Raw genomic sequence first — 23,542 nt, 5'->3', positions numbered from 1 at the left:
GCGGCCCGAACGTGCCCGGCCTTCAAGGTGCCCTACCGGGCCATGCGAGACGCCGGCAAACCCGCCAAGGTCGCCATCATCGCCATGGGCCGGCGTCTCGTCGTCCTCGCCAACGCGCTGGTCAAGGACAACAAAACCTTCACCGAAAGCAACCTCATGGCTTGACCCGCGATACAGTCGCCGGTTGATTGCTTCGGTCAGCCTGTGCGCGACGCGCTCCCTCTCCTGAAAGGAGAGGATTGGGGTGAGGTGTGGTCCATTTCCGGAGAGGTCACACACCTCACCCTGTCCCTCTCCCGAAGGAGAGGGGACCCGCGCCAGAACCCGAACGATTCAGCCGGAAACCGTATCAGACCCCCAGCATCGCCTTCTCGGACTCGTAGGCGGCGCGGACCGGGGCCGCGCCGTAGGTCCGCTCCAGACGCCGCACGGTGAAATGCGCGCGGGCCGTCGACTGGAAATGGTCCATGAAGGCCGCGTTCACCGCCGCGCCGCCAACCGCGCCGAGGATCGGCACGGCCTGCGCCGCAACCTTTTGCGAGACCACGAGGCCGAAGCGCGACGCGATCTGCGCCGAGAAGCGGATCAGGGCGGGGGCGGCCTCGTCGAGGAGGGCCCGATTGCCGGCGTAGCGCGCAGCCTCCACCATGGTCTTGGCCAGGGCCGCGCGCACCGCGAAGTAGCCGCTTTCCGTGAGGGCGCTGCCGGCCGCCTCGCGTCCTCCGAGGGCGAAGACCTGGACGCAGGCCAAGGCGTTCTCGGGATCCTGAAGATCCTCGCCCTCTTCCTGCGCGATCTGCGCGATAGAGCGCAGCATCAGGGTCGTCGAGAGCGGCAGTTCCACCGCGAGGGTCGCGAGCCCGAAGGCGCCGCCGACGGCGCCGGAAACGGCAGCAAGGGCCTTGTGGCCGAAGGCGCTCGACGGGAAATACTTCGCGAGACGCGCGGCCGTGCGAATCGTGGCGGATTCGGGTTCGGTCGGCCCGGTGAGCAGCGGTTCGGTGGCGGGCACGACGGAAATTTCCCGGCCTGCCGGCAGGGTCGCCAGGGCGACCTTGAGGGAGGCGCGCATAGCGCTCTCAGTGGCCTGCGCCACCGCGTCGGTCACGGGGGCCGGCAGGGCCCGCCCGATCAGATCCAGGGGGGCGCCGGCCACCGCCGAGAGGCGGGCAGCGAGCCCGGGCTTCTCCAGGGCCTCGACGGCCCGACGCAGAGCGGCGCGGTCCGCATCGCTCATGCCGGGCGGCTCGGCGATGGTGGCCGGCGCGGTGACGGTGTCGTCGACGAGTTTGATGTTGCTCACGTCTGCGGTCTCATCCGTGTGCGGGGTGGGGGCGGCCTGTCCGGCTCGTCTCCGAGGGGACCTTGCCCGAAGGGTCGTTGCCGGTGGAAGCAAGCCCGGGGCCTCGCGGATGGTTCCCGGCGATCTCGTCTCCAGCGGCGGCCTCGGGGCGGACCGGATCGGACGCTACGGCGCTGGCGGCGGCCGCGTCGCGCTCTCCGGCTCGTCCCACGAAGATGCAGAGGATCACCACCGGGATGCCGACGGCGGCGGTCAGGGCGAAGAACACCGGATACCCGAAGGCCGCCACGATGTAACCGGAGGTGCCGGCCACGAACTTGCCCGGCAGGGCGTAGAGCGAGGAGAACAGGGCGTACTGGGTGGCGGCCAACCCCGGCGCAGTCAGGCTCGACATGTAGGCGATCAGGGCCATGCCGGCGAAGGAGCCACAGAAATTGTCGATGGAGATCGCCGCCGTGAGGCGCCACACCTCCGGGCCGCCGAAGGACAGCCAAGAGAAGGAGAGGTTGGAGGCGGCTCCCAGGAAGGCGCCGACCACCAGGGTCGGGAACAGGCCGAAGCGGGTCATCGCCCAGCCGCCGACGAAGGCCCCGGCGATGCCGACCCAGATGCCGTAGAGCTTCGAGACGAAGCCGATATCCACGAGGCTGAACCCCACGGTCTTGTAGAGCGGGCTCGCCATCACGCCGGAGATGAAATCGGGCATGCGGTAGAAGGCGACGAGGACGAGGATCGCCCAGAGGCTGTGCCCGAGCCGCGCGTGAAGCTCGGCCAGGGGCTCGAGGATCGCGCTGCGAAGCGTCCAGGCCGGCTTGGGCGCCGCCGGCGCCCGCTCGCTTGAGGCGCGATCGTAGGCCGGGGCGAACAGCGCCGCGATCATGCCGACGCCCATCAGGGCTGCCATCAACAGGTAGGCCACGCTCCAGCCGTAGGCGCTGGCGATGAAGAGCGCACCCGCGCCGGCCGACATCAGGGCGAGCCGGTACCCGAGGTTCGAGGTCGCGGCCATCACGCCCTGGAGGTCCGTGCCGGCGGCGTCGATGCGCCAGCCGTCGATGACCACGTCCTGGGTCGCCGCGCAGATGGCAACGAGGAAGGCGCCGAGCCCGAGCAGCGCCAGGCTGGTGCCCGGATCGGCGGAGGCCATCAGCGTCAGCGCGATGGCCACCGCGCACTGGGTCGCGATCATCCAGGCCCGGCGGCGCCCGAGGGCACGGCTGAGGACCGGCACGTCGAACCGGTCGATCAGCGGCGCCCAGAGGAACTTCAGGGTGTAGGGAAGCGCGAGGTAGCTGAACAGGCCGATCGACTTGATGTCGACGTCCGAATAGGCGAGCCGCGTCGAGAAGGTGCCGAGCACCAACAACAGGGGCAGCCCCGACGAGAAGCCCAGCGCCAGCATCAGCAGGATGCGCCGGTCCTCGGCTATGTCCTTGAGGCGAAGGCGCCGGCTCGGGGCATCGCCCAGATCGCTTCGGGCCGTTGCGTCGCTTCGGGCCATGGCATGGAACTCCTAGGGGTCGAACGGGCTTGATGCCCGCAAACCATATCAGCCCTCGGCTCCGATCCCACGCCCGGAGTCGCCCCAGGACCCGCAGGCCGTTGCGCGGCGCTCACCGGACGCAGCATGCCTTCCAAAACCTTAATGCGACGTCTCGCATTTTTCTTGTTGGTAGACCGGCCCGGGCGACCGAACATGGGTGGATTTTCCGTTGACGGCCGGGTGCCCCGAGGGGTCAACTCGTTCGCTTCATCCGGTAGGGCAGCGACGGCTGAACATCTGAACTTACAGACCGGGTGGACAGCTTTGGCCGACGCCGATCATGACGCATAGGGATCCCCCCGCCGCTGGACCGCTCAAGCTCGGGATCGACGCCGGTGCGTTCGTGGCCGCGTTCACGGCCAGCCCGACGCCGATGGTGCTGACCGATCCGCGCCTGGCCGACAACCCGATCATATGGGCCAACGACGCTTTCCTCGCCCTCACCGGCTATGCCTGGGAGGATCTCGACGGCAGGAACTGCCGGATGCTCCAGGGTGCCGACACCGATCCACGCGCGGTTCGCCGCCTTGGCGAAGCGGTGCGCGCGGGTCGGCCTATCGAGATCGAGCTGGTCAATTACCGCAAGGACGGCACGTCCTTCTGGAACGGCATGACGGTGGCGCCCGTGCGCGACGCCACGGGGCGGATCGTTCATTTCTACTCGGCTCAGGCCGACATGACGGGCAAATACCGTCACGAAGTCGCGATGCGCGACGCAAACGACGAACTCGAGCGACGGGTCGCCGAGCAGACCGCGGACCTGCGCGCCGCACTCGAGCAGAAGACCGCGCTGCTCCATGAGGTCGATCACCGGGTCAAGAACAACCTCCAGGTCATCTCGTCCCTGATGCTGCTGAAGGCGCGGCGCACACCGCGCGGCGAGGTCCGCGACGCGCTGCAGGGCATGGCGGAGCGCGTCGGTGCCCTCTCGACCGTTCATCGGATGCTCTACTCCACCGGAGACGTGACGCGGTTCGATCTGCGGGAATTCGCCGAAGACTTCGTCTCCGAGCTCGTCGCCGGCATCGACAACGAACGGACGGCCGTCAGCGCTGAGATCGATTCGATCGCGGTCTCCGCCGCGATGGCGGCGCCCCTGGCGCTGATGCTCCATGAGTTGGCGACCAACGCCGTCCGTCACGCCTTTCCGGACAGCCGGGCCGGGCGGATCACGATCACGGCCCAACGCAGCGACGAGGGTCTGCGCATGCTGATCCAGGATGACGGGATCGGACTTGCCGGCGGCAAACCGAATCCGGCGGGCTTCGGACGCTCCCTCGTCGAGATGGTCGTCCGCCAGCTTCGCGGCGTGATCGTCTGGAGCGATGTCGCCCCCGGCACGCGCGTCGAAATCACGGTGCCCCTCGATGCGGTCTCCCTGCGGACGGGTGCGGAGCGGGCCGCAGAGGCGGAATGGACGACGCGATGACGAGTCCTGCCCTGCGCGTCCTCGTGGTCGAGGACGAGGTCCTCATTGCCCTCGAACTCGAATGCTTGCTCGATGAACTCGGCCACGATGTGGTCGGCGTCGCCGGAAGCTCCGCCGAGGCGATCGCCCTCGGCCTCTCGACGGCCCCCGACGTGGCGTTCGTCGACATCCATTTGGTGGATGGCCCCACCGGTGTCGAAGTGGCCCGAGCCCTCAGCGCCGACCCGCACACCACGGTGGTGTTCATGACGGCGAACGCCAAGCGCATTCCCGATGATTTCGCCGGGGCGATGGGGGTAATCGCCAAGCCGTATTCGGAGCGGGTGGTCGCCGGCGCCTTGCGCTACGTGGCGGACCTGCGCGCGGGGCGCGCGGCCACGATCGAGGGACTCGACGGTTTCCGTCTCGCGATCCGGGACGGCGTGGAGCCGCGCTACCTGTCCGAGGGGTGAGCAGGCGGCAGCCGCCTGTCGGCGAATCTCAGCGGGCTGCGGGCCCGGCGCCCGTCGCCATGGCACGACGCGCTTCGGCTTGGCCGCTGACGTCCCCGTAGTACTTCGTGGCGTCGCCGAGTTGGATCGAAGGCTGACAGTTCGGGGTGCAGGAATACGACTCGCGGTCGAGCCCGCGTTGCACGGTGATCACAGCGGCCTGGGGCGCCTGAACGCTGATCGTCGATTCCGCCAGCATGCTCCCCGATGCGTCGAGGGCGATCAGGTTGGTGCTGCCGAAACTCTTGCCGGTGAGGATCAGCACACCGTTCTTCTGCAGCGCGACATCCGCGATGATGGGATTGCCGACGATCACCGTTTGGGTCCGGTCGGGCAGTCGGATCACCTTGGCGTTGTCGACCGTGACCGTGACGATCGTCGGTGCGCCCGTCGTGGACTGGGCTTTCACAGCGGGACAGCCGAAGGCGGACCAGACGGACAACAGGGCGGCGACGAGGGTTCGGGCGCCTATGCGGGACGGGTTCGCGCGCTGTTGCATCTGAGGCTCACTGAAACCGTACGGCACGACGCCCATCATGCTTGATGCCGGCGCATCCGAACGAACCAGCGCGCCGAGAGTGGTCCGCAGAGGAAGCACGCGCAGGGTAAACGAACCGATAATCCGGGCGTGCACGGGCATGGCGAGGGCGCAGGAGACGCGGCACGGTCTAACCTGGCGGGCAGGGCCCAACCGGGAGGTGCAGCGGTCCATAGGCCAGCCTGATATGGGCCGCGCCGTCCGACACCCGTGTGAAAAACGCCCGATCGCCGAGGCTGAAGGTCGAGGAAAAGCGTTGGTTCTCGTTTACGAATTCTTGACGCTGATTCAAAGCGCCCAATCGATCGCTGGTTTGGAGGATCGATTTAACCCAATCGCAAGAGGCCGCTGGCATTCTGACTGGGTCGCCGGAAAGACGCCGATTGCGTGAGCGGCACATCCACTTCAGGGGTACTTTGCCATGACCTCCATCTTCAAGCGTTTCGCCGCCGACGAGTCCGGTGCCACCGCCATCGAGTACGGCCTGATCGCCGCCCTCATCGCCGTCGTGATCATCGGTACCCTCTCCACGATCGGCACCAACCTGAACACCAAGCTCGGTGCGGTCGCCACCAACCTCGCGACGCCGGCCGCCACGAAGTAATACTCGGAGGGTTGCGGTCCGGCGATCGGCCGGCGCACCTCAAGGGGGGGCGCGGCTCGGATCCTGGCTGGCCGACTTCGTCTGAGGGCCCTGGCCGGAGACGGCCGGCGCACCTCGCTCGGCCGCACATGGATCGAGCACATGGCTCGGCTCTCCAACGAAGGACACTGTCGTTTGCACGTGTGACCGGCAGATAACGGAATCCCGGGCATGCCACGTTCGCGTGGCTGCCCTCTCCGCCGTTCGACCGCGACGCGGCCGACCCACCCCCGGGCCAATCTCGCCGGAGGGTCGCCGAGCAGCAAGAGACACGTCCCGGATCACCCCAGAGAGGCCCGGCCCAGAGCATGGTCCGTGCGCCGATCGCGTCGCGCGAGCCTGACGAATCGATATGGCGAACCTCAGCCTCCTCGTGATCTTCCCGTTCCTGATGGCCTACGCGGCCTCGCGGGACCTTCTGACCATGCTCATCCCCAACACCGTGTCGATTGCCTTGGCTGTCGCCTTCGCGGCCTTCGCCATCGGGAGCGGTCTCGGCTGGATCGAGCTCGCGGGGCACCTCGGCGCCGGAGGCGTCACCCTCTCGGTGACTTTCACCCTGTTCGCCTTCGGCCTGATCGGCGGCGGTGATGCCAAGCTCGCCGCGGCGACCGCCCTCTGGATCGGTTTCGATCACCTCGCCGAGTATCTGCTCCTCGCGTCCGTGAGCGGCGGTGCCCTGACGCTCGGCCTCCTCGCGATGCGCTCGCTCCCCCTCCCCGGCGCGGTCGCACGGCTTCCCTTCGCCCTGCATCTGCACGACGCGAAGACCGGTGTTCCATACGGAATCGCGCTGGCACTTGCCGCTCTCTTGATCCTGCCCGAGACCGTCATCTGGACCCGTAGCCTCGGGGTCTGATGAGGCAAAACTGACAAAAAGCAGTTTCGATCATATTGCTTACCGCTCGTTAACCGTAATTTGAGGAATCCGGCCCCAAATCCGAGCGGTACGGCGATCCGCCGTCCTCAGGTTCGAGCCCGGTGATGAAACCAGCCAGACTTGCCGTTCTCGCGATTGCGCTCGGTGCGGGCGGCGCAGCGGCGTTCTTGATGAGCGGCGACGACAAGCCGACGGTTCAGCCGATCGCCGTCGCTCCGCCCCCCGCCGTCGCGGTGACGGACGTGCTGGTGGCAGCCGCCGAGCTGCCGATGGGTCAGAACATCCAGACTCCCGACCTGCGCTGGCAACCCTGGCCGAACGATGCGCTCTCGGCGGGCTACATCACCCGCACGGCCTCACCCAAGGGCATGGAGGAGACCGTCGGGTCCATCACCCGCTCGAACTTCCTCGCCGGCGAGCCGATCCGCCCGCAGAAGCTCGCCCGGTCCGATGGCGGTTTCCTCGCCGCGGTCCTTCCCGCGGGCATGCGGGCGGTCGCGATCACCATCGACACGCGCGGTTCGAACACGGCGGGCGGCTTCATCCTGCCGAACGACCATGTCGACATCATCCGCACCTACCGGGACGAGGAGGCGGGGCGCGGCAACGGCGACGCCCAGGCCTCCGAGACCCTGCTTCAGGACATTCGCGTTCTGGCGATCGGACAGATCGTGCAGGAAAAGAACGGCAACAACGTCGTGACGGGCGAGACCGCCACCCTCGCGTTGACCCCGGCCCAGGCCGAACTCGTGACCATGGCCCAGAAGGCCGGGCAACTCTCCCTCTCGCTCCGGAGCCTCGTCGACAGCGGTCGCAGCAGCGATCCGACCCTCGAAGCACGTCCCGAAACAGCGCTCACCGTCGTGCGGTTCGGCGTCGCGAAGCAGCAATCGCGGCGCTGAGACGAAACGCACACCTGACGACAGAGGACGCGCCGATGATCTACTCCCGCACATTCCTTCACCTCGGCTCGGTCGGAGCGGCGCTCGTCGTCGCGGCGTCCGCCGGCCCTGTTCGGGCCCAACCCACCCGCAACGTGATCCCGGCGCCGGTCCTCGCGGTCGGCGGAAACGAAGGCACCACGGCCCGGCGGGTCGACCTCACCATGGGACGCTCCCTGGTCATCGACCTGCCGCGCGATGCGAAGGAGGTCTTCGTCGCCAATCCGAAGGTCGCCAACGCCGTCGTACGGTCCACCCGCAAGGTCTTCGTCATCGGCATGGAGAACGGGGCGACCTCGATCTTCATCATGGACGCCGAGGGACGGCAGATCACCGCCCTCGACGTCACGGTGGCGACGAACCTGAACCTCGGCGAACTCAGCCAGATCCTGACGCGCAGCATCCCGGGCGGGCGTTTCGACCTCCGCCCAGCCGGCAATTCGATCATCCTCTCGGGTTCGGTGGGCTCGGCCTCCGAAGCCGCGCAGGCCGTCGACATCACGAACGGGTTCGTGGGGATCGGGAGTGGCGCCGGTGGCGCCGGACCCGCTGCCGGGGGGGCATCGGTTTCGCGTGGAGCGGTGATCAACAACCTGACGATCCGTAACAAGGATCAGGTGATGTTGCGGGTCACCGTCGTCGAGGTCGCACGCACGGTTCTGAAGCAGTTCGGCGTCAACCTGAATGGCAGTTGGTCCGGACTGAATCTTGCCAACACGACCCCACTTACACTGAATGGCGGCCAGTTTCCGAACGGGAATCTCCTATCAGGAACGGTCAACGGCTCCGGCGGGGCAAGCCTCACCGCGACCCTGAAGGCGTTCGAACAGGCGGGGGTCTCCCGTGTGCTCGCGGAGCCAACGCTCACGGCAATCTCCGGGGAGGCCGCAAACTTCACGGCAGGCGGACAGATCCCCGTACCCGGAAATTTGAGCTGTTCGGTGACGGGGACATCAACCGTTCAGACGTGCGTTCCGAGCATTACCTTCAAGGAATATGGGGTGAGCTTGACCTTCACCCCGGTGGTCCAAGCTGAGAACCGTATCTCGGTCAGGGTCGGTACGCAGGTGACTGAGATCGATCAGCAGAACTCGCTGAACATCAACTTCACCGGTACGACAACGGCCATTCCGGGCTTCACCGTTCGCAAGTCCGAGACCACGGTGGAGCTCGCCTCCGGCGCAACGATGATGACCGCCGGCCTGATCCAGCAGCGCAACAAGGCGGCGATCTCCGGTTTGCCCGGTTTGATCAACCTTCCGATCATCGGCGCCCTGTTCCGCTCCCGGGATTATCAGCGTCAGGAGACGGAGTTGATGATCATGGTCACCCCGTACATCGCGAAAGCCATGGAACCGCGCCAGATCGCGCGACCGGATGACGGTTTCGTCGACGCCCAGGACGCACAGGCCATCCTGCTCGGCCGCCTGAACAAGCTCTACGGGGTCGCGGGCGCCAACCCCCTCGGCAATGGCTACCGTGGCCGCGTCGGCTTCATCACCGACTAGGACGACCGCTTCCTCTCCGCGCGCCGCCTCTACAGGACCCGACCACGATGTCCCTTCCGTCTCCCCGAAACGCACTGGCCTTGACGGCGGTCGCGAGCGTCGCCGCGCTGCTGGGCGCGTGCCGCGCCGATCGCGTGGCAACGACCGGCTCGCTCTACCCGAACGATTATCGCGCCCGCCACCCGATCGTCCTCGCGGACGGCGCGCGCAGCCTCGATGTCTTCGTGACCGGGACCGGCCATATCGACCCACGTCAGGCCGCCGATATCGACGCCTTCATCCTCGAGTTCCGCCGTTATGGGCGAGGCATCCTCGTGCTCGACGTACCGCGCGGCGTCGCACCCGGAATGGGGGCGGGCGTGGAGCGGACCGCCGCGGCGATCCGGCGGATCGGTGCCGACGGTGGGATCCCGCCGGGCCGCATCTCTGTTACCAGCTACGCGGTCGCCAATCCGGGCCTTGCCGCCCCCTTGCGTCTCACCTTCCAGCGCATGGAGGCGAAGGTCGCCAGCCAGTGCGGAACCTGGCCCCAGGATCTCGGCGTCGGCGATCCGGCCTTCAACGGCCGCAACGAGTCTCACTGGAATCTCGGCTGCGCCAGCCAAACCAATTTCGCCGCCCAGGTCGCCGACCCCGTCGATCTCGTGCGCGGGCGCCCCGAGGGTCGGATCGACACGATCCGCCGAACGGGCGACATCACGAAGGTGCGCGAAGGCAAGGATCCGTCAACCGAATGGCGGCAGGATGGAAAGACGTCCGTGAAGTCAGCTGTCGATCAGTGACCGAGCTGGCTTCCGGCCAACGCGATCAACTGCCAGTCCTCCTCCCGCATCGGCGGCAACCAGAACCGGAACCCACCCCATGCCGGACCTGAACGCGTCGTCTGAGCGCATCATCGCCCCGGTGCCTCGCATCACGATCCAGGCCTTCTGCGAGACGTCGGAGACCGCGTCGCTGATCGAGTCCGTAGGGTCCGACCGGCGGATGCAGAAAGCGCATATCAAGGTTCAGATGGGCGGCGGCCCCGCCGCCGTCGAGGCCTACAGGCATGCGCCGACCCCGAACGTGATCGTCATCGAGACGCAGAGCGCCAGATCCCGCCCCCTGGAATGCCTGGATCGGCTGGCCGAGGTCTGCGACGAGGGCACGAAGGTCGTCGTCATCGGGCATGTCAACGATGTCCAGCTGTACCGGCAGTTCATCCAGCGCGGGGTGAGCGAGTACCTGATGGCGCCCGTGCTGGCGATCGACCTGATCCAGGCGATCTCCGACCTCTTCACGGTCCCGGGCGCCAAGCCGGTCGGACGGACCGTGGCGGTCGTCGGTGCCAAGGGCGGCGTCGGCGCATCCACCATCGCCCACAACCTCGCCTGGACGATCGCCCGCGAGCAGGACACCGCCACGGTCATCGCCGACCTCGACATCGCCTTCGGAACGGCGAGCCTCAACTTCAACCAGGACCCGCCGCAGGGCATCGCCGAGGCGGTGTTCGCGCCGGACCGGCTGGATTCGAACCTCCTCGACAGGCTGCTGTCGAAGTGCAGCGACAACCTCTCGCTGCTGGCGGCCCCAGCCACCCTCGATCGCACGACGGACCTCACCGAGCCGGCCTTCGACAATCTTCTCGATCTCCTGCGCGCGGCCGTGCCCTGCATCGTCCTCGACGTGCCGCACCAATGGACGGCCTGGTCGCGGCGCATGCTCATCGGAGCGGACGAGATCCTGATCGTGGCGAGCCCCGAACTCGCCGCCCTGCGCAACACGAAGAACCTGCTGACCATCCTCCAGCAGAATCGCCCGAACGACCGCAGGCCCCGGGTGATCCTGAACGGGACCGGCGTACCGAAGCGGCCCGAGATCGCCGCGGCCGAGTTCGCCAAATCCCTGGACGCGACGATCGCTGCCAGCGTGCCGTTCGACGCGGCCCTGTTCGGTACGGCCGCCAACAACGGGCAGATGGTGGCCGAGGTGCAGAGCGGGGCGAAGGCGGCCGAGATCTTCTCCAGCCTGGCGGCTGCGATCACCGGACGGACGGAGCACCGGCGCGCGCGCCAGAACCTGTTCGAGCCGCTGCTGTCCAAGCTCGCGCGTCGGAAGGCCTCGTGATGCCGAGCACCTTGCCCGCATTCGCCGCCGGGAGACCGCGCCATGTTCGGTAGGCGCTCGGGCACCGCGGCGGTCGAGGATCGGCCGGCTGCGATCGTGGCCAAGCCGCAGGCGATCCTGCCGGTTCACGATGATTCGGCCCTGCGCCCCAGGGCCGAGGCGCCCCTCCGGCCCGAGGCCGCGCCACCGCCCGCGGCAGCGAAGTCGGAAGACTATTTCCGCACCAAGAGCATGATCTTCGGTGCGCTGATCGAGGCGATCGACCTCTCGCAGCTGGCCCGGCTCGATGCCGAGGCGGCGCGTGAGGAAATCCGTGACATCGTCTCGGAGATCATCGGGCTCAAGAACATCGTCCTGTCGATCGCCGAGCAGGAGGAACTCCTCGACGACATCTGCAACGATGTCCTCGGGTATGGCCCCCTGGAGCCCCTGCTCGCCCGGGACGACATCGCCGACATCATGGTCAACGGCGCGAACCGCGCCTTCATCGAAGTGGGCGGCAAGATCCAGCTCACCAACGTACGGTTTCGCGACAACCAGCAGCTGATGAACATCTGCCAGCGGATCGTGAGCCAGGTCGGCCGCCGGGTCGACGAGGCCTCGCCGATCTGCGACGCACGCCTGCCGGACGGGTCCCGCGTGAACATCATCGCGCCGCCCCTGGCGATCGACGGGCCGGTCCTGACCATCCGAAAGTTCAAGAAGGACAAGCTGACCCTGGATCAGCTCGTCACCTTCGGGGCGATCTCTCCCGAGGGCGCTAAGATCCTGCAGATCATTGGCCGTGTCCGGTGCAACGTCGTCATCTCGGGCGGTACCGGCTCGGGGAAGACCACGCTCCTCAACTGCCTGACCCGCTACATCGACGCGGACGAACGCATCATCACCTGCGAGGACGCGGCTGAGCTGCAACTCCAGCAGGCCCACGTCGTCCGCCTCGAGACGCGCCCCCCCAACATGGAGGGGTCCGGCCAGGTCACAATGCGCGATCTCGTCAAGAACTGCCTGCGCATGCGGCCCGAGCGCATCATCGTCGGCGAGGTCCGTGGCCCGGAGGCCTTCGACCTCCTTCAGGCGATGAACACCGGCCACGACGGTTCCATGGGAACGCTGCACGCGAACTCGCCCCGCGAAGCCCTGGCGCGCATCGAGTCGATGATCACCACGGGCGGCTTCAGCCTGCCGTCGCGGACGCTGCGCGAGATGATCTGCGGCTCCATCGACGTGATCGTCCAGGCGACGCGCCTCCGGGACGGCTCGCGCCGAATCACCCACATCACGGAGGTGCTGGGGCTCGAGGGCGACGTCATCATCACCCAGGACCTTTTCCTCTACGACGTCCTCGGCGAGGACGCGAACGGCAAGCTGATCGGCCGTCACCGCTCCACAGGCGTCGGGCGCCCGCGCTTCTGGGAGCGCGCGCGCTACTACGGCGAGGAGAAGGCCCTGGCCGACGCCCTCGATGCGGCGGCCGATTTCGGCGGGGGTGAACCGTGAGCGGTCTGCATCTGCCCCTCGCGGCGGGGCTCGCCGCCGTCGCTGCCGGCGCCGTCGCCTACGTGTTCGTGATGCCCTACCTGACGGGCGAGCGCCGCTCGGCCGAGCGCAGGAAGGCGGTCAGCGTCGTCGCGGCTCCGGGCAGCCGAGCGGCGATCGTCAGCCGTCGCGAACAGGTGGCCAAGAGCCTCAAGGAAGTCGAGGCCAAGCGCGACGGGACGAAGGTCACCCTCGAACTGAAGATCGCGCGGGCGGGACTGTCCTGGTCGCGAAACCAGTTCTACCTCATTTCGGCGGTCCTTGCGCTGGTGGTGGGAGCGGGCGCGCTCGTCATGACGGGAAGCCCGATCGTCGCGGCGGGCGCGGTGTTCGCGGGCGGATTCGGCTTGCCTCTCTGGATCCTGACCTTTCTCCGCAAACGCCGCATCGCCGCCTTCATCAAGGAATTGCCGACCGCCATCGACATCATCACCCGCGGCGTGCGCGCGGGCATCCCGGTGGGCGATTGCTTCCGCATCATCTCGCGGGAAGCGGAAGAGCCGATCCGGTCCGAATTCCGCCTGGTGGTGGAAGCGCAAACTTTGGGCCTGTCCCTTGGTGAGGCGCTGGTCAAGATGTACGAGCGCGTCCCGGTTTCAGACGTCAACTTCTTCGGGATCGTCATCAGTATCCAGGCAAAATCGGGCGGTAACCTCTCCGAGGCGCTCTCGAACCTCTCGCGGGTGCTGCGTGAACGCAAGAAGATGGCCGGCAAGATCCAGGCGATGAGTATGGAGGCCAAGGCGTCGGGCGGCATCATCGCGGCCCTCCCCTTCGTGGTGGCGACGCTCACCTACCTGACGAGCCCTGACTACATCTCCCTGCTCTGGCGGACGGATATCGGGAAGCTCGCCCTTGTGGCGTCCGCGATCTGGATGTCGATTGGCGTCTTCACCATGAAGAAGATGATCAACTTCGACGTCTGAATTTCACCACGCGCCCGACCCGCTCGGGCGTATTCTCCGGAAGGCATCCTCGTCCGGTCGAATCGCTCAGGAGACACCCCTTGCTGGACGCCATAGCCGCGAAGGTCACCGATCCGCGCTTCCTCGGCATGGTCATGACCGGGATCGCCACCGCCGCCACGGCCTTCGCGCTGCTGCAGCCCGTCATCGAGCCGGACCGGCTGGGCAAGCGCATGAAGCTGGTGGGTGAGGAGCGCGACGAGATCCGCCGACGCGAACGGGAGCGCCTGGCCGCCAAGGCGACCCTGCGGACGACGCCGAAGGCCTACATGAAGCGGGTGGTCGAGCAGTTCAACCTCAGCCGCTGGCTCGGCACCGAGACCGCCAAGAAGCAGCTGGTGATGGCCGGCTTTCGCTCGCCCGGAGCGGAGACCGGCTTCCTGTTCTTCCGCCTCGTGACGCCGATCGTTCTCGGCATCGTGGCGGCCTTCTATGTCTTCGTCCTCGGCGTCATCAATCAACCCTTCACGATCCGGGTGGTGGTCGTCATCGCCGTGCTGCTCCTCGGCATCAAGGCCCCGGAACTCTACCTCCTCAACGCGTCGAAGAAGCGCCAGACCGAGATTCGGGCCGCCTGGCCGGACGCTCTCGACCTCGCCCTGATCTGCGTCGAGTCCGGCATGTCGGTGGAGCACGCGTTCCGCCGCGTCAGCACCGAGATCGTCAGTCAATCCGTCGTGCTCGCCGAGGAACTCGCGGTGCTCACGGCCGAGCTCTCCTACCTGCCCGACCGACGCATCGCCTTCGAAAATCTCGCCAACCGCACCGGCCTCGATCAGATCAAGGCGGTGACCACGGCCCTGATCCAGGCCGAGCGATACGGAACACCGGTTGGTCAGGCACTGCGCGTTCTCTCACAGGAAAGCCGCGACGCCCGCATGAACGAGGCCGAGAAGAAGGCGGCCGCCCTGCCCCCCAAGCTCACGGTGCCGATGATCCTGTTCTTCCTGCCCGTGCTCTTCGTCGTGATTCTCACGCCCGCGCTCGTCCAGGTCTTCCGGTAGATCAGGCGGACGGCCACGGCTCGCCGGAGAGGCCGGGCCATCCTATGTCGGACGGGTGACGGACGCCCGGAGTCAGCATGTCCGACCTGACCTATGCGATCGGTGACATCCATGGCTGCGCGGATGCGCTGACACGGCTCTTGGATCAGATCGACGCGCACGCCCGGGGACGGGCCGCCGCCATCGTCTGCCTCGGCGATTACGTGGACAGGGGGCCCGACAGCGCCGGTGTAATCGGCATCCTCCGGGCGCGTCAGGCGGCCTCGCCCGGAACGATGATCTGCCTGCGGGGCAATCACGAGCAGATGATGCTCGACGCTCATCGAGATGCCCACGACGCGCCGGCCTGGCTCGCCAATGGCGGCATCGAAACGCTGCGATCCTTTGGGGTCACAGATCCCGAAGCGATGCCGCATGAGGTTCTCGCCTGGATCTCGGGCCTGCCGACGGTTCACGAGGACGCCCGGCGGTACTACGTGCATGCAGGATTTCGGCCTGGATGTCGTGGGATCGATCCCGACGTCACGGCGCGTCTCTGGATCCGCGAGCCGTTCCTCGGCACAGCGTTCGATTTCGGAAAGCACGTCGTTCACGGTCACACGCCCCAGCGGAGTGGCCAACCGGATGTCCGGAGCTTCCGCACGAATCTGGATACGGCCTGTGTGTATGGCCGAGTCCTCACCGCCGGGATCTTCACGATGGCGTCGTCGGGCCCGGTGGAATTTCTTTACGCCCCGCGTGACGCCGAGCCGCCGTCCGATCGGTCCGGACGCCCTTGACAGCCCACTAGGAACTCTTGCGGAACACTTGCGGAACGTTTAATGTGTTCGTGATTTGTTTCTGTGACGCCGCGACGCAACCCGCGGCCTGAACGATGAGTGTTCCGCATGTTGACGCGTAAGCAGCTGGATCTCCTCCAGTTTATCCAGCACCGGATGCGCGAGAGTGGCGTTCCCCCTTCGTTCGACGAGATGAAGGATGCCCTCGATCTGAAGTCGAAATCGGGCATCCATCGGTTGATCACGGCGCTCGAAGAGCGCGGTTTTCTGCGCCGCCTGCCCAATCGGGCGCGGGCGATCGAAGTGATCCGGATGCCGGAGAGCCTCGGTGGCGAGGCCGGAGCGTCCCGCGCCACCGCGGCGCCCGAGGTTCGCCGCTTCACGCCGAGCGTCGTCGAGGGCGGCAAAGGCAAGGGTATACCGGCGGGCGCCTCCGTCTCTCGCTTGCCGACCACGCAGGCCACCGACGAGAGCGGTCGCGCCGTCACCATTCCGGTAATGGGTCGGATCGCCGCCGGTACGCCGATCGCGGCGATCCAGGAGCAGAGCCACTCGGTGACGATGTCGCCGGACTTCCTCGCAGGGGGCGAGCACTATGCCCTGGAGGTGCGCGGCGATTCGATGATCGAGGCCGGCATCCTCGACGGCGACCTCGTGGTCATCCGTAAGCAGGAGACCGCGAACACGGGCGACATCATCGTGGCGCTGATCGACGACGAAGAGGCGACGCTGAAGCGCCTGCGCCGGCGCGGATCCTCGATCGCCCTGGAGGCGGCCAACCCGGCCTATGAGACTCGCGTTCTGGGACCCGATCGGGTCCGTATCCAGGGACGGTTGGTGAGCCTCGTCCGGCGCTACTGAGCCGCGTCGCCCGGTTCGGCGTCCGGCATGTCCGTGTCGTCGGGCTCGGGCTGCGCGCGCGGCGGTACGATCTCGATCGCGCTTTGCGGCGTCGGGGCCGGTTCGTTCGTGGACACACGCCACGGCACCGCCTCGCCGGGGCTGCGCGCGGAAGTGATGATGGGACCGTCCGGACCGAATCGAATCGCGCTGGCGCCGTGCGTGCGCAGGAAGCTCCGATCGAGAATCATGGCCGCGGCGCAACCGGGGGGCGCGTCTCGGCGGGTAATCAGGATGTCGGCCCGCGCACAATCCTCCGGCAGAGCGCGCTTGTCGGTGGCGAGCGCGATCTTGCGTCCATCTGGCAGGGACACGGTACAACCGAGCCGGTCGCATCGGGCCGAGGGGTGAGCCGTGACCGCGCCAGCCTTGCGGTCGTCGCCATCGGCCTTCAGCCATTGGTCCAGCACGAAGGGGGGCGGACGCCCGAGGATCGCGAGACGCCCATTGGAATCGCGGATCGCCGCGCCCGCACCTTCGCGATCCACGTAGACGTCGTGCCGCGTCGGATAGGCGGCAAGCCCGATGCCGATCATGGCCGGTAGGAGTCCGAGCCAGCGCAGGGACGAGGCCGGCAAGGTCAGCATGACGAGGCCCGCTGCCATCAGCGTGAGGGCCGCGGCGCCGAAGGCCGGCACGACGTAGGTGGCGTGGCCGAAGCCCGCGATCCAGCCCGAGATCGCCAGCATGCCTCGCACGGCCAGGCCCATCGCCCACCAGACGGGCTGGTCGAGGGCGAACGGGTAGGCGAGGATGCCGAGGACGGCCGCCGGCATCACCGCGAGGGAGACGAGGGGCAGAGTCAGGGCATTGCCCACGAGACCGAACGGCTGCACCGTCTGGAAGTGATAGGTGGCGAAGGGCGCCGTCGCCAACTGGGCGACCAGCGTCGTGGCGAGCGTTCCCACGATCGCCACCAGGAGCCATCCGCAGGCGCGCGCAAGCGGCCCGCTCCCGTCGCGACGGAACGCGCCACCACCGATCAGGCGCGCGCAGGCGATCAGTCCGGCCACGGCGGCGAAGGACATCTGGAAGCTCGGGCCGAGCACGCCGTCCGGCTCGCGCGCCAGGGCGATGATCGCGGCGAGCGCGAGGTTGCGCATGCTCAGCGCCGGGCGATCCACGAGAATCGCGCCCAGCATCACCAGCGTCATGATCAGCGCACGCTCGGCGGCGATGTCCCAGCCCGAGAAGACGCAATAGGCCGTCACGCCCACCATGGCGAAGGCCGCGGCGATCTTCTTGATGGGCCAGTGAAGGGCGAACCAGGGCATGACCGCGAGAAGCGCCCGCACCAGCCAGAACACCACCCCGGCCGCCAGCACCATGTGCAGGCCCGAGATCGAGACAACGTAGGTTTGACTAGGCCGGCTTTTGGCGTACGCAGGTTCGAACAGAAAGCCTGGACGTCGCCATGGGACATGAGACCGCCAAGAAGCCGCCGCCTCCGGCGCGGGCCTATTCCTACATCCGCCTGAGCTCGAAACGGCAGGCCAACCACGACGACCGCACGCGGTACCGGGACGGCTTTCGGCGGCAGGTCGAGATGCGTGAGGACTACCTCAGGGAGAACCCCCACCTCACGCTCGACGACACCCTGAAGCTGCACGACATCGGGGTCTCGGGCTACACCGGCGCGAACGCCGCCCGGGGCGGCCCCGGTAAGCTCGCGGCCTTCCAGAAGGCGGTGGACGACGGCCTCGTCCCCAAGGGGTCCTACCTGCTGATGGAGAGCCTCGACCGCTTCACGCGGACGCAGGTCACGACGGCGCAGATGATGCTGCTGGCTCTCGTGAACGCGGGGATCATCGTTGTCTCGCTCACCGACCGAATGGTCTACCGCAACGAGCCGGACGACCAGGCGAGCCAGGCCAACTTCATGTTCTCGGTCATGACCCTGATGCGGGGGCATGAGGAATCGAGGATGAAGTCGATCCGGCTCCAAAAGACCTGGGAGGAGAAGCGCAGGTCGATCGGCACCCGCAAGCTGACCAGGCGGGTCCCCGGGTGGCTCACCCTCGTCGACGACAAGTTCGTGGAGAATCCGAAGCGGGTCGCCGTGGTCAAGCGTATCATGGGCTGGCTCGCCGACGGCCACGGCCGCGACCGCATCGCCGAGTTCCTGAACAAGGATCCCGACAAGGACACCCACTGCTGGGGGACGGGCCATCAGTGGCACGGCGGCACGGTCCAGAAGGTGACCGACAACAGGGCGCTCATCGGCGAGTTCCAGCCGCACAAGCTCGCCTTCGAGGAGGTGAACGGCGTCCGGGTCTCCCGGCGCGTGCCGGTCGGGGAGCCCGTCCTCGACTACTACCCCCGGGTCATCGACGAGGAGCTCTGGGCCCGGGCCCGGGCGGTGGCGGACAAGCGCCGCATGGGCAAGGCACCCAACGCCGGCGGCCGGCAGGGCACCGTGATCTCCAACCTGTTCGGCATGGTCGCGACGTGCGCGACCTGCGGCAGGCTGATGAACTACCGGGATCGCGGGCCCCGGTCGACGCCGGTGCTGCGCTGCTCTGGGGAACGCTCGGGCAACTGCACGAACACCTATCGGATCCCCTACGACGATAACCAGAACGCCATCCTGAGCTGGCTCGTCACCCTCGACCTTTCCGGCGGCTCGAAGGGCGAGGCTGCACGCCTGGACGATCTCCTCCGCACCAAGGTCGCCATGCGGGCGGAGCTCAAGGAGCGCGGCTCGGCGATCGTCCGGAAATTCCGAGAGTTCATGGAATACGCCGACGAACCCTTGCGTGAGATCGCGGCCGAGCAAGCGAGGCTCGACCGGGAGATCGTCGATATCTCGGCGACGCTGACCGCCCTCAAGGCGACGAACGCCTTGGACGAGCGCGTCGAGGCCGTCGGCGAGCTCATCAGGCTCACCCGAAACAGGGCCGCCGCGACGACCGAGCCGGAGATCAAGGCCGCCGATGAGGAGAGCTTCATGGGCCGGACACGGATGCGCCAGATCATCCGTGACACCTTCATCGCGATGCGCTGCCACCCCGACGGGCGCATCGAGATCGACACCATCGACGGCGGTCGGCACCTGTTCCGCGACGGCTACTGGTGGAACGAGGAGTACAAGGGCTGGATCCCGTGGGCCGGGTCGATGTTCGGGATGGGCTACCGTGCGACCAGGGCCGAGCTCCGCCGGCGCGGCGCATGGCTCGCCGAGGCCGAGGCCGCGCACCCGCCGATGTACTGGCAGGACGTGGAGAGGGCGAAACGCACCGGCGCCGGCTAGACCGAGGATGATCGGCCCGCCGGATCGGAGGGAACGCACCGATGGCCATTAGCCCCGCATGCGAGCGCCTGCTAAGCTTCCGGCGGGTGCGGGGAACGGCTATCGATGGCTACGACCGGTTCGGTCTTCGGGATTATCCTGCAGTGGTCGCTCACCCGGCCGCACTGGCAACGGGATGCTCTGCGTAGGATCGTTGCTCACGGGACGCTCGACGCCGATGACCTTGGCGAGCTGGTGCTGCTCTGCAAGAAGGGCTGCGGCTCTCCCGGCCTCGCCATCGTCGCGGTTCCGTTGTCCGCGGAGCATGTCCCCGGGGCCGCGGCCGCCGGCGAGACGGTGGCGCTGACCGCGATCAGCGACGTCGTCGGCGTCAACAAGCTCGCGCCCGGACAGGAGCTCCCCTTCCAGGTCGACGGGATCACCGTGGTCTACGGCGACAACGGGGTGGGCAAGTCCGGGTACGCCCGCATCCTCAAGCGCGCATGCCGTTCGCGCTTCCCCGGCCGTATCCTCCCGAACGCCTTCGAGACCGCCGCCGCCGCCGGATCCGCCACGATCGGATGCACGGTCGGCGGATCGCCCGTACCTGCCTTGTGCTGGACCGATGCCGTATCGCCCCACCCTGCCCTCGCCTCGATCAGCGTCTTCGATCGCGAGTGCGGCGCGGTCCATGTGCGCGAGACGAACGAGGTCGCGTTCAGGCCGTTCGGGCTCGACATCCCGGACGAGCTCGCCGGGGCGTGCCAATCGTTGAGGACCGCATTGAGCGCAGAACAGGCGACGCTCGAACGAAGCCGGGACGAGGCCTTTGCCAAGCCGGCCTTCGGGGCGGCCACGGGCACCGGCCGCCTGCTCGGCGCGCTGGCACCGGACACGGACCTGGGGCCGTTGGAGCACCTCGCCGTCCTGTCCGACGACGAGCGTTCGCGGCTCCGCCGCCTCGACGCCGACCTCGCCCGTGAACCCGTCCGCGCATCGGCGGAGCAAAGGGAACTGGCGAAATCCTTGAGGCGGCTTGCCGAGGACGTCGGCAAGGTCATGTCCGCCACGGACGACGCCACCCTCGGGCGCCTGGCCACGCTTGCCGGGGAAGCGCGGGCTCAACGCGCCGCCGCCACGCTGGCCGCCGAGCGTGCCTTCGGCGGAACCGCCCTCCGCGGGGTCGGCGAGGCGACCTGGCGAGCCCTGTGGGATGCGGCACGCCACTACTCCGAGCACGTCGCCTACGTTGGTCACGGCTTCCCCCGTACGGACGCGGACGCACTGTGCGTGCTCTGCCACCAACCCGTCTCGGCGGAGGCAGGCGACCGGAAGGCGACGTTCGAGGACTTCGTGAAGGCCGACAGCGAGCGCCAGGCCCGTCTGACCGAGACGGCGTACCGGGACGCCGTCGGCAACCTCGCCGGCGTGTCGATCCGTATGTCGGCCTTCGCGCTCGGCCGACGGCTAGGCGTCATCCATCCGGAAGTCGCCGCCGTCCTGCGCCGCGGCCTGGCGACGGCTCGGCTGCGACGGTGGGCATGCCTGAAGGCGATCCGCGACGGGCGCACCATTCCGCTGCGCGAGGCGTCCGACGGCATCGTCCCCGCGTTGATGCGCGTCGCGGCCGATACCGAGGCCTACGCCGCCGAACTGCTGGCAGCGTCGGATCCGGCGGGCCGTGCCCGCCTGGCCGCCGAGCGCGACGAACTCCGGGATCGCGACCTGCTGGCGACGCTTCTGCCGAAGGCGCGGATCGAGGTGGAGCGTCTATCCGCGCTGGCGGTCATCAAGGCCTGCCTCGCCGAGACGGTGACCAACGCGATCACCGCCCTCGGCAACACCATCGCCGACAAGGTCATCACGCCGAAGGTCCGCGACCGTTTCCAGGAGGAGATCCAGAAGCTTGCCGCCCGGCGGGTCAGGGTCGACATCGTGCGTTCCGGGGGCAGGCTCGGGTCCCCGCACTATCAGGTACGCCTGTTCGCCAACGAAAAGGCCAAGGTCGGGGAGATCCTCAGCGAGGGCGAGCAGACCTGCGTGGCGCTGGCGGCCTTCCTCACGGAGCTCGCGACGGCCGCGCATGGCTCGACGCTGGTCTTCGACGATCCCGTGTCCTCGCTCGACCATCGGTGGCGCCGCAAGGTCGCCGAACGCCTCGTCGAGGAGGGCGGGATCCGTCAGATCATCGTCTTCACGCACGACCTCGTCTTCCTCAACGACCTCCACGTTCTCGCCGGGGAGGGACACGTGCCCATCAGCCTGGTCTCGCTCTCGCACACCTCCGCCGGGGCGGGCATCGTAAGCACGGGGCTGCCATGGGTCGGCGCCAAGGTCAGGGAGCGCCTCGACATTCTGGGGAAGGAGGCCAGGGCCGCCAGGATCCTGTACGATGCCCAGGAGGACGAGGAATACGGGATCGCGGTCTCGCGCATCTACAGCAAGTTGCGCAGCACCTGGGAGCGGGCGCTCGAAGAGGTCGCCTTCTGTGGGGTCATCCATCGCCATCGCGACTACATCGCCACGAAGGATCTCCTGAAGGTCACGACCCTGACCGCCGCCGACGTGCAGGCCTTCGCGGCGGGCTTCAAGCGGTGCTGCGACCAGACCGAATCCCACGATCCCTCACCTGGCCGCAACGCCGCGCCGCCGATACCGGACGATGTCATGAAGGCCGTGCAGGACCTCGGCGATTGGGTCGAACGTGTGCGGGAACAGCAGAAGGCCGTCGCCTGATCTTTCGGTCCTGCCCGGGACATCACCCGCGGCCTTCGGTTCGAGCCGGACCGGGATGTCGCCCTTCGACGCCTACGTCTCCCCGTGGGCCATCGCGGCAAGGTGCCGGGGCTCGCGCTGGTACGCACCGTCCTTGGTCCTGACGAAGAACTTTCCGTGATGGACACGTACGTCCATCTTCTTGCGCAGCGTATCCAGGTCCAATGGCTCGCGGTGAAGTCGCGCGCCGCGACGCGTCGATTGCCGCAATTTCGGGAGTATCTCCTCCGCCGTCGCGGTCCCCCGCGGCGGGATGAGCGCGAAGATCTCCCGCATGACGCGGTCCCAGTATTCCTCGGCCCGAATGTGATCGAGCCGTTTGCGCAAGCGTACGACCTCCGCCCCGAGCTTGGCATTCTCCTCCCGTAGCCGGACAACCTCTAAATCCTGGAGCTTGCCGGTCGCCCGGCGCTTCTCCAACTGGGCGCCCATTTCCATGAGGAGCCCGTCGGTGGCGATCCGCTCCTCTTCCACCCGCCTGCGATCGTCGTCGAGACGGGCCGTAGCCTCGACCATCGCGGCCGCCCACACCGCGCCGGCGAACGTCGTCAGGCCCGCCTGCATCGGCTCCGGCAAGACGCAGACGTCGAGCCGCGGCTTGTATTCCCGCTCCACCTTCCAGTTCCGCACGTGGAGGCAGACGGTCCCGCGGGCGAGGCCGGGGTTGCGCTGCTTGCCCCGCATCGCGCGGATGACCGCCTCGTTCGTGACCGTCTCGTCGCCCTTGGCGTGGATCCGGTCGCAGACCTTGTAGACCCACTCCTGCGGCGTCATCGCGAAACCCTCTCCGAACCGAGGGATAGTTTGACCGATCCATGGTTAAACGACGCTGAAAAAAGCAGGAACGGGAATTGGGAACGTTCCGCGTTCTCGATCCTCACGGAGTCTCCGTCCACGGGACGATCAGGGATTCCCGTTAACCATTCGTCAACCATGATCCGGGCCGCCGGCTTGACCGCGGGCCCGTCCACG

At 67.6% G+C, this 23,542-nt stretch carries 19 protein-coding genes and 2 pseudogenes; 16 read left to right on the top strand and 5 right to left on the bottom strand.

What is annotated here, in order from left to right:
• A pseudogene (locus tag MKK58_RS05645) lies at nt 1–159 on the top strand (IS110 family transposase); the annotation flags it as partial.
• 190 nt (nt 160–349) lie between these two features.
• Here the strand turns inward: MKK58_RS05645 and MKK58_RS05640 are convergent.
• Together MKK58_RS05640 and MKK58_RS05635 are read right to left on the bottom strand one after the other, a co-directional pair.
• Nucleotides 350–1,237 (bottom strand): EcsC family protein, encoded by an 888-nt coding sequence (locus tag MKK58_RS05640; protein WP_279578240.1) that lies wholly within the window; start codon nt 1,235–1,237, stop codon nt 350–352.
• 76 nt (nt 1,238–1,313) lie between these two features.
• Nucleotides 1,314–2,804: an AmpG family muropeptide MFS transporter gene (locus MKK58_RS05635; protein WP_243911157.1), complete on the bottom strand. Its 1,491-nt coding sequence runs from the start codon at nt 2,802–2,804 to the stop codon at nt 1,314–1,316.
• Nucleotides 2,805–3,126: 322 nt separating this feature from the next.
• Between MKK58_RS05635 and MKK58_RS05630 the strand changes: the two genes are divergently transcribed.
• The gene (locus tag MKK58_RS05630; RefSeq protein ID WP_243911156.1) at nt 3,127–4,275 is read left to right on the top strand and encodes a PAS domain-containing protein; all 1,149 of its coding nucleotides are present in this window, start codon (nt 3,127–3,129) and stop codon (nt 4,273–4,275) included.
• Complete coding sequence (locus MKK58_RS05625) at nt 4,272–4,727, top strand: response regulator (protein ID WP_243911155.1); 456 nt, start codon at nt 4,272–4,274, stop codon at nt 4,725–4,727. Before MKK58_RS05630 ends, MKK58_RS05625 begins: the two co-directional genes overlap by 4 nt.
• A gap of 28 nt (nt 4,728–4,755) precedes the next feature.
• On the opposite strand, the gene MKK58_RS05620 is transcribed toward MKK58_RS05625, so the two are convergent.
• Nucleotides 4,756–5,265 (bottom strand): pilus assembly protein N-terminal domain-containing protein, encoded by a 510-nt coding sequence (locus MKK58_RS05620; RefSeq protein ID WP_243911166.1) that lies wholly within the window; start codon nt 5,263–5,265, stop codon nt 4,756–4,758.
• Nucleotides 5,266–5,725: 460 nt separating this feature from the next.
• Here MKK58_RS05620 and MKK58_RS05615 point away from each other — a divergent pair, with 460 nt between their 5' ends.
• The 11 genes from MKK58_RS05615 to lexA all read left to right on the top strand — a co-directional run bounded on the left by MKK58_RS05615 (nt 5,726) and on the right by lexA (nt 16,527).
• Entirely contained in the window at nt 5,726–5,908 is a 183-nt protein-coding gene (locus tag MKK58_RS05615; protein WP_243911154.1) for a Flp family type IVb pilin, read from the top strand.
• A 391-nt stretch (nt 5,909–6,299) separates the two neighbouring features.
• Nucleotides 6,300–6,806, top strand: coding sequence for a prepilin peptidase (locus MKK58_RS05610; protein ID WP_243911153.1), 507 nt, complete (start codon nt 6,300–6,302; stop codon nt 6,804–6,806).
• A 125-nt stretch (nt 6,807–6,931) separates the two neighbouring features.
• A complete protein-coding gene (gene cpaB, locus MKK58_RS05605) occupies nt 6,932–7,729 on the top strand; it encodes a Flp pilus assembly protein CpaB (protein WP_243911152.1) in 798 nt (265 codons plus the stop codon).
• 35 nt (nt 7,730–7,764) lie between these two features.
• Nucleotides 7,765–9,276: a type II and III secretion system protein family protein gene (locus MKK58_RS05600; RefSeq protein WP_243911151.1), complete on the top strand. Its 1,512-nt coding sequence runs from the start codon at nt 7,765–7,767 to the stop codon at nt 9,274–9,276.
• Between the two features lie 47 nt (nt 9,277–9,323).
• Nucleotides 9,324–10,058, top strand: a complete 735-nt coding sequence (locus MKK58_RS05595; protein WP_243911150.1) for a CpaD family pilus assembly protein — start codon at nt 9,324–9,326, stop codon at nt 10,056–10,058.
• A gap of 79 nt (nt 10,059–10,137) precedes the next feature.
• The gene (locus MKK58_RS05590; protein ID WP_243911149.1) at nt 10,138–11,382 is read left to right on the top strand and encodes a CpaE family protein; all 1,245 of its coding nucleotides are present in this window, start codon (nt 10,138–10,140) and stop codon (nt 11,380–11,382) included.
• Between the two features lie 42 nt (nt 11,383–11,424).
• Nucleotides 11,425–12,879 carry a CpaF family protein gene (locus tag MKK58_RS05585; protein WP_243911148.1) on the top strand — a complete coding sequence of 485 codons (1,455 nt, stop codon included), beginning with the start codon at nt 11,425–11,427 and terminating at the stop codon, nt 12,877–12,879.
• Nucleotides 12,876–13,844 carry a type II secretion system F family protein gene (locus MKK58_RS05580; protein WP_243911147.1) on the top strand — a complete coding sequence of 323 codons (969 nt, stop codon included), beginning with the start codon at nt 12,876–12,878 and terminating at the stop codon, nt 13,842–13,844. The genes MKK58_RS05585 and MKK58_RS05580 overlap by 4 nt, the downstream gene beginning before the upstream one ends.
• Before the next feature lie 80 nt (nt 13,845–13,924).
• Entirely contained in the window at nt 13,925–14,887 is a 963-nt protein-coding gene (locus MKK58_RS05575; protein ID WP_243911146.1) for a type II secretion system F family protein, read from the top strand.
• A gap of 77 nt (nt 14,888–14,964) precedes the next feature.
• Nucleotides 14,965–15,666: a metallophosphoesterase family protein gene (locus MKK58_RS05570; protein WP_243911145.1), complete on the top strand. Its 702-nt coding sequence runs from the start codon at nt 14,965–14,967 to the stop codon at nt 15,664–15,666.
• A gap of 108 nt (nt 15,667–15,774) precedes the next feature.
• The gene (gene lexA / locus MKK58_RS05565) at nt 15,775–16,527 is read left to right on the top strand and encodes a transcriptional repressor LexA (protein WP_243911144.1); all 753 of its coding nucleotides are present in this window, start codon (nt 15,775–15,777) and stop codon (nt 16,525–16,527) included.
• Here the strand turns inward: lexA and MKK58_RS05560 are convergent.
• Nucleotides 16,521–17,921 (bottom strand): annotated as a pseudogene (locus MKK58_RS05560) (ComEC/Rec2 family competence protein); the annotation flags it as partial. The gene lexA and the pseudogene MKK58_RS05560 sit on opposite strands and share 7 nt — an antisense overlap.
• Nucleotides 17,922–17,980: 59 nt before the next feature.
• Here MKK58_RS05560 and MKK58_RS05555 point away from each other — a divergent pair.
• Nucleotides 17,981–19,816: a recombinase family protein gene (locus MKK58_RS05555; RefSeq protein WP_243911143.1), complete on the top strand. Its 1,836-nt coding sequence runs from the start codon at nt 17,981–17,983 to the stop codon at nt 19,814–19,816.
• A 105-nt stretch (nt 19,817–19,921) separates the two neighbouring features.
• The gene (locus MKK58_RS05550) at nt 19,922–22,531 is read left to right on the top strand and encodes an AAA family ATPase (protein WP_243911142.1); all 2,610 of its coding nucleotides are present in this window, start codon (nt 19,922–19,924) and stop codon (nt 22,529–22,531) included.
• A 72-nt stretch (nt 22,532–22,603) separates the two neighbouring features.
• Here the strand turns inward: MKK58_RS05550 and MKK58_RS05545 are convergent, their stop codons facing one another.
• Nucleotides 22,604–23,344 carry a DNA-binding protein gene (locus MKK58_RS05545; RefSeq protein ID WP_243911141.1) on the bottom strand — a complete coding sequence of 247 codons (741 nt, stop codon included), beginning with the start codon at nt 23,342–23,344 and terminating at the stop codon, nt 22,604–22,606.
• Between the last annotated feature and the right edge of the window lie 198 nt (nt 23,345–23,542).

The organism is Methylobacterium sp. J-078 (assembly GCF_022829285.1).
In the GTDB taxonomy this organism is placed as follows: Bacteria; Pseudomonadota; Alphaproteobacteria; order Rhizobiales; family Beijerinckiaceae; genus Methylobacterium.
The sequence above is the reverse complement of the archived record's forward strand: the minus strand, read 5'-3'. Positions and strand labels throughout refer to the sequence as shown.

Bases quoted from the DNA above. Each gene is read 5' to 3' on its own strand.
- MKK58_RS05640 (WP_279578240.1), bottom strand. From the start codon at position 1,237: ATGAGCGATGCGGACCGCGCCGCTCTGCGTCGGGCCGTCGAGGCCCTG.
- MKK58_RS05635 (WP_243911157.1), bottom strand. From the start codon at position 2,804: ATGGCCCGAAGCGACGCAACGGCCCGAAGCGATCTGGGCGATGCCCCG.
- MKK58_RS05630 (WP_243911156.1), top strand. From the start codon at position 3,127: ATGACGCATAGGGATCCCCCCGCCGCTGGACCGCTCAAGCTCGGGATC.
- MKK58_RS05625 (WP_243911155.1), top strand. From the start codon at position 4,272: ATGACGAGTCCTGCCCTGCGCGTCCTCGTGGTCGAGGACGAGGTCCTC.
- MKK58_RS05620 (WP_243911166.1), bottom strand. From the start codon at position 5,265: ATGCAACAGCGCGCGAACCCGTCCCGCATAGGCGCCCGAACCCTCGTC.
- MKK58_RS05615 (WP_243911154.1), top strand. From the start codon at position 5,726: ATGACCTCCATCTTCAAGCGTTTCGCCGCCGACGAGTCCGGTGCCACC.
- MKK58_RS05610 (WP_243911153.1), top strand. From the start codon at position 6,300: ATGGCGAACCTCAGCCTCCTCGTGATCTTCCCGTTCCTGATGGCCTAC.
- cpaB (WP_243911152.1), top strand. From the start codon at position 6,932: ATGAAACCAGCCAGACTTGCCGTTCTCGCGATTGCGCTCGGTGCGGGC.
- MKK58_RS05600 (WP_243911151.1), top strand. From the start codon at position 7,765: ATGATCTACTCCCGCACATTCCTTCACCTCGGCTCGGTCGGAGCGGCG.
- MKK58_RS05595 (WP_243911150.1), top strand. From the start codon at position 9,324: ATGTCCCTTCCGTCTCCCCGAAACGCACTGGCCTTGACGGCGGTCGCG.
- MKK58_RS05590 (WP_243911149.1), top strand. From the start codon at position 10,138: ATGCCGGACCTGAACGCGTCGTCTGAGCGCATCATCGCCCCGGTGCCT.
- MKK58_RS05585 (WP_243911148.1), top strand. From the start codon at position 11,425: ATGTTCGGTAGGCGCTCGGGCACCGCGGCGGTCGAGGATCGGCCGGCT.
- MKK58_RS05570 (WP_243911145.1), top strand. From the start codon at position 14,965: ATGTCCGACCTGACCTATGCGATCGGTGACATCCATGGCTGCGCGGAT.
- lexA (WP_243911144.1), top strand. From the start codon at position 15,775: ATGTTGACGCGTAAGCAGCTGGATCTCCTCCAGTTTATCCAGCACCGG.
- MKK58_RS05555 (WP_243911143.1), top strand. From the start codon at position 17,981: ATGGGACATGAGACCGCCAAGAAGCCGCCGCCTCCGGCGCGGGCCTAT.
- MKK58_RS05550 (WP_243911142.1), top strand. From the start codon at position 19,922: ATGGCTACGACCGGTTCGGTCTTCGGGATTATCCTGCAGTGGTCGCTC.
- MKK58_RS05545 (WP_243911141.1), bottom strand. From the start codon at position 23,344: ATGACGCCGCAGGAGTGGGTCTACAAGGTCTGCGACCGGATCCACGCC.